Origin of the sequence: Crocosphaera sp. Alani8 (genome assembly GCF_038442745.1) — a bacterium.
Lineage (GTDB): Bacteria > Cyanobacteriota > Cyanobacteriia > Cyanobacteriales > Microcystaceae > Crocosphaera.
On record NZ_JARVCN010000259.1, the window covers coordinates 1 to 4,499 of the forward strand.

3 protein-coding genes and 1 pseudogene are annotated in these 4,499 nt (G+C 35.4%); 1 reads left to right on the forward strand and 3 read right to left on the reverse strand.

Annotated features, from left to right (window positions below; genetic code table 11):
• Positions 1–135: 135 nt before the first annotated feature.
• A pseudogene (locus P9B04_RS14905) lies at positions 136–706 on the reverse strand (IS1 family transposase).
• A gap of 104 nt (positions 707–810) precedes the next feature.
• Between P9B04_RS14905 and P9B04_RS14910 the strand changes: the two are divergent.
• Positions 811–1,110 carry a M15 family metallopeptidase gene (locus P9B04_RS14910; protein WP_342055778.1) on the forward strand — a complete coding sequence of 100 codons (300 nt, stop codon included), beginning with the start codon at positions 811–813 and terminating at the stop codon, positions 1,108–1,110.
• A 1,144-nt stretch (positions 1,111–2,254) separates the two neighbouring features.
• Here the strand turns inward: P9B04_RS14910 and P9B04_RS14915 are convergent.
• Both P9B04_RS14915 and P9B04_RS14920 read right to left on the reverse strand, forming a co-directional pair.
• The gene (locus P9B04_RS14915) at positions 2,255–3,310 is read right to left on the reverse strand and encodes an AI-2E family transporter (RefSeq protein ID WP_342055779.1); all 1,056 of its coding nucleotides are present in this window, start codon (positions 3,308–3,310) and stop codon (positions 2,255–2,257) included.
• 1,002 nt (positions 3,311–4,312) lie between these two features.
• Positions 4,313–4,480, reverse strand: a complete 168-nt coding sequence (locus P9B04_RS14920) for a hypothetical protein (RefSeq protein ID WP_342055780.1) — start codon at positions 4,478–4,480, stop codon at positions 4,313–4,315.
• Positions 4,481–4,499 lie beyond the last annotated feature (19 nt).

Below are 4,499 nucleotides of genomic sequence, written 5' to 3' on the forward strand. Positions count from 1 at the left end.
TGGAGCGATTACAACAATCCCTGAAGAGAATGAAGAGAATTGATCCCCTTAATCTTAGTATCAATGAAGAGGAAATGCTTAACATCCTGGAAAAAATATGTGCTCTTTCTTTGGCGTTGCTGAACTAGCAGTTGCTTAACATTTAATCGGGATCGTTTTAAATCTTAGATAGTGCATCAGTAATCGGATTGAATACCATAACATTTTTATCGATTTTGAGTAACATAAAGTGTCTTGATGTAATCTGGCTAAGTAATGTCTCAATCTTGTATTTTCTCCTTTTCCACAGTTTTTCAAAAGTATCTCCACTGCGATCTCCTAATTGAAACGCTAAAATCCCAGGATGATAATGATTGATAGCTGTCCAAAGCCAAACCTTATTACTTCTCCTACCGATATAGGTCTGAAGTTCATCTAATTCTGCTACCTTTGGCGAGCCTTCTTCATCTTCTGGTAACTCTTCTGACGACTCTTTAACCCAGTTCATAATAGTGGTATGATGAATACCAGTGACCCTTTCAATCCCTCGAAAGCCCATGCCATTCAAATACATTTTCAAACAGACTTTTCTGACTTGAGGATGATACCCTTTTTGTTCATAAGACTCACGAAAGATACGACCACAATCTTTACATTTCCATCGTTGTTTACCATTTTGATGACCATTCTTTTTGACGTTGCAAGAATTACATTGGGGACAATTCATCTTAGTTGATCTACTTTTTGCTGCTTTTTACTTTTTAACATAGCAACTTTAAATTCAGCAACGCCTATCATCCCACCAAAGCTCAACAGATTTTATACTTTGGGGTGTCTAGTTGTGATGGGGAGCCACCAATCGTTTCTAACCACAGTCGTGGAGTAGCAGTGGATGTCACTCTAATGCAGGATGAACGTACTATTGATATGGGAACAGAAATAAATGATCTAACCATCAGGGCTTGGCATCTATCATCAGGGTTAACTCAGAAGCAAAAAACAAACCGTCATACCCTCTTAGCCATAATGACCATAGCAGGATTCTCTCCCATTGAAAGTGAATGGTGGCATTATGAATTGCCTAATTCAGTTAATCGTTTTGAGATTTTTGATAGTATTGGTGAAAATTAAGAATCAAGCTAGACACAGATGGGAAATTTCCTTCTTGGCTAGTGTTGTAATAGTTAAAGCAGGGAGCACAGCATTGATTGAATCCATGCTGTCTTACCCCTCGCCTTCGTTAGTCATCCCTGCCATCGAAGAATAGACGCCGAATGGAAAAGGCGATCGCTGTGTTAGCCGTGCCGACAAATCTCAACAGAAACTGCATGAACGAAAAAATAGTACAGATCGCTACCTTCTAATTACTTTGGCTAACAAAGTCATCTCAAAGAAAAATCTGGGAAATAAATTAAAAATAGTTCAAACGAGCTAGACACAAATCAACTTAGGGGAAAATTAAAGGAAAGAATCAGGGGGCTATTTTGGAATTCTTGTCAACCAATTCTACAAAAGTTATTATCGAGTTGTCGATGGGATTTAACTCTTACCCCAGAAGGATTAACTTTAATTTTAATTTGCCCTAATCAGTTTCTCTATCAACAATTAGTGGAGTCTTTTGAGCAATTAAGGGAAAATTTGCAAAAAATAAGCCAATATCCCACCATTATAGTCTTTTGAAGGGAATGGATATTCTATAAACAAACTTTGAGGAAAAGGAGAGCCAAAAAAGGGATTCATATACATAGGAGTAATTAATTATGAAAATCAAAAGTCTTGTTCTTGCTGGATTATCTTGTCTGACTTTTACTTGATTTGTTGCACCAGTTTTTGCCTCAGATATGGCTAAAAATACGGTGAAAATTGCTAAAATTTTGTAGAGAAGAATAGCTATTTTAAGAAATACTATTCGATTTTGAAAAGAGGAGTTTTGATTTTAGTTATGGAAAAAGTTAAAGAGACAAAAGATATTAAATGGGTCATTTGGATCATGAAAATCTATTGTATAGATTTTCTGATGTTAGCATTTTTTCTTGTTTCTATTCATCAATTAATTTAAAGAATCCTATTGATTGGGAGAGGAAGCGAACAGCAAACAGGTCCTTGTTTTAACTCAAGTGTTTACTGTTGCCCGTTGCCTGTTCCCTCTTCCGAAGTGAGATAACTATGCTTTGATCTACATTTTACTAATTACTGGAATGATGGATTAAATTCATTAAACTCTTCTAACTGAAAGTCTAATTGTTCTGAAGAAAGTTAAATTCTAGGAAGAGAATTAATTGTCTGGCTCTTTCAATTCTGGTGAATAACGTAAAATATCTATATTGGTTTTAAGAACACTAGTGAAAGGAACAGCAATCAATAATCCTAAAATACCGGCTATTTTTCCTCCAATAAATAACGCAATAATAATCCAAAATGGATTTAATCCAGTCATCCCTCCCACTAACTTAGGAGCTAGAATATTATCATTAATTTGTCCAACAACAATGGTTAAAATTAAAGCGGTTAACCCTAACTGAAAATTTTGGAACATTAAAAAGGCACTAATGATGATAATAGTCAAAGCACTGGCATAAGGAATTAATGTCGTCAAACCAATAGTCAAACCAAATAACAGGGCATAGGGAATTTGTAAAATGCCAAAGACCATCGTTTGTGCGATACTTAAAATTATGGCTAAAATCCCTTGAGTAGCAAAATATTTCTCAAAGGTCTGTTTGAGAGACACTTGGATTCTCTCATCCCAAGGGGTGGGAATCCAACTTAAAAGACCTCTCCAAATATCTTCTCCTGTTAAGACTAAAAAAATTGTCAACACGAAAACAAATAAGATATTCAGAATTGTCCCAATTGTCCCTGTAACGACTTCTAGAACTTGGTTTCCTAATGAGTTTAATAGAGAAGAAAATTTGTCAGCTAGTTGAGTCACAACTTGTTGAACATCAAGGGGAATTTTGTGAGATATAGCCCATTTTTTTAAGTAATTGAATTGCTCATTACCCGAGTCAAGCCATTGAGGTAAATTTTTTAAGAATTCAGTTAATTGAGTGATAATAATCGGAATTAAAATTAACCCCAGAACAGCGATAATTATCAAAGCTAATAAAAAGACTAAAGCCGTTGCCCATCCTCGTTTAAGTCCCCGTTGTTCCAATAAACGAATGGGAAAATTTAATAAGAAAGCGAACAGGGTGGCTGTGGTTAAGATTGTACCCAAGGGTTCAAGGTAGCCGATAAGAATAAATAACAGCCAACCATTGAGGAAAAAAAGAGGGAAACTAAGACTCAATCTTAACCAACGAGGAACGTGCTGCCAAGACTCAAACATATTTCAATTACCTACGGTTGTGGTCAAATGTCGTTGGTTACACTCTGCTCAGACAGAATTTTGTCACAGAATTTTCAAGCTGATAACACATCAATATTTTAATTTGAAATCAAGCTAAAAGTAGGAGGTCAATAAGATGAATTTCTTTAATAACCTGAACTCAGGTTTCATCCGAAACTATATAATGATGGCTTTGATCCTCATGTTTCTGATTCTAGGACTTAGTGAAATTTTCATGACTCCAATTCCCATTGGACAAAAAAACCGCCTTGAAGGCTATGGACAGGCTTTTCGTGCCGGGTTTGTTCATATTTTGTCAAATTGGCGTTGATAGAAAAGATTTCTGTTATGGCAGCTCCCCTGCCTCAACGTATGCCTGAACGCAGAAAAGCTTCTGCTACGAGGGGATATGGGTTCATGCCATAACGCCTCTATGAAGACGAACAAACCGCTTAATCCCCCCACAAAGCGGTGTTAACAGCACTTTTCAATTGGATAGACAAATCATCATGACTGAACTATCTAAGTGATGGTCTACATATCGGTATACTTGCCCAAAAATAAGGTGGCTCAATAGACCTGTTATGAAAATCGATTTTCGTTTTTAGGATATCTATTACAGCTAAGTGATCGCCACTATGAGAGTGCGATCACCAAATCTGAAGAAATAATGACTCTTCTAGCGATGTTCACAAATCCCCTCGATGCTTAAATTCCTCTCCATAAGCAAAATAATCCTCGTCGTGGTTGGCTGAACCGACTACTATAGCAATCGGATTTGATTTATGAAAAACGATAAGCTTATCGATAAAAAAGAAAAATCCTTATCCTAAGTTTTTCTCACCATAATAATATAAAAAAACTAAGTTTATTTTTTTAAATAAATGCTCTAAATTGATGGTTTAATCAAAGTCAAATAAACCAAATACTCTAATTTTTTTAGGAAAATAATATTTTTATTAATTTAATACTGTAGAGGAATAAAATTTACTTCATTCTGGGCTATCCATAGAGATAGACTTTTGGAAAATCAAATGTCTTTCCTTCAATAGCTTCAACAAATATTTTTTTTACATCTTTAAAAGACTCACAAAGAAAATATTTTTCTCGAATAGCTTTTTTAGCCACTAGCCAAATCAGGGTAATTGCATTTGAATCGAGTTCTCCCAAGAAGATTAATTAAGCCAAA

What these genes read in the sequence shown, in the direction of transcription:
- P9B04_RS14915 (WP_342055779.1), bottom strand. Translation starts at nt 3,310, where the DNA reads ATGTTTGAGTCTTGGCAGCACGTTCCTCGTTGGTTAAGATTGAGTCTT.